General features: G+C 75.5%; 1 protein-coding gene. It reads right to left on the bottom strand.

Annotation, left to right across the window (positions count from 1 at the left end):
* On the bottom strand, positions 1–294 hold a 294-nt coding region (locus KYY02_RS33820), incomplete at both ends, for a KS-MAT linker domain-containing protein (protein WP_371244936.1).

The raw sequence follows: 294 nt of genomic DNA, 5'->3' as shown, positions 1-294 counted from the left end.
CGGCCCGGTTCGCCGGTGACCGGGCCGACCACGGCGCCGCTCGTCCGGCCGTCGGTGATCGCCGTCAGGGCCGCCTGGAACTCGGACCGATCGGCGGCCACGATCACCGTGCGGTGGTCCAGCACCGTGCGCGAGGTCGCGAGCGAGTAGCCGACGTCGAGGGGCTCGTGCTCGGCCGCCAAGGGCAGCAGGCGCTCGGCCTGGCCACGCAGGGCGCCCTCGTCACCGGCCGACAGCACCCACGGCACCAGTCCCTCACGCACCGGCTCGGAGGTCTCCTCCCGCTCCGTCACG

The sequence above is a fragment of the Streptomyces pimonensis genome, from assembly GCF_041380215.1.
In the GTDB taxonomy this organism is placed as follows: domain Bacteria; phylum Actinomycetota; class Actinomycetes; order Streptomycetales; family Streptomycetaceae; genus Streptomyces; species Streptomyces pimonensis.
This window is presented reverse-complemented; position numbering and strand designations above follow the sequence as displayed.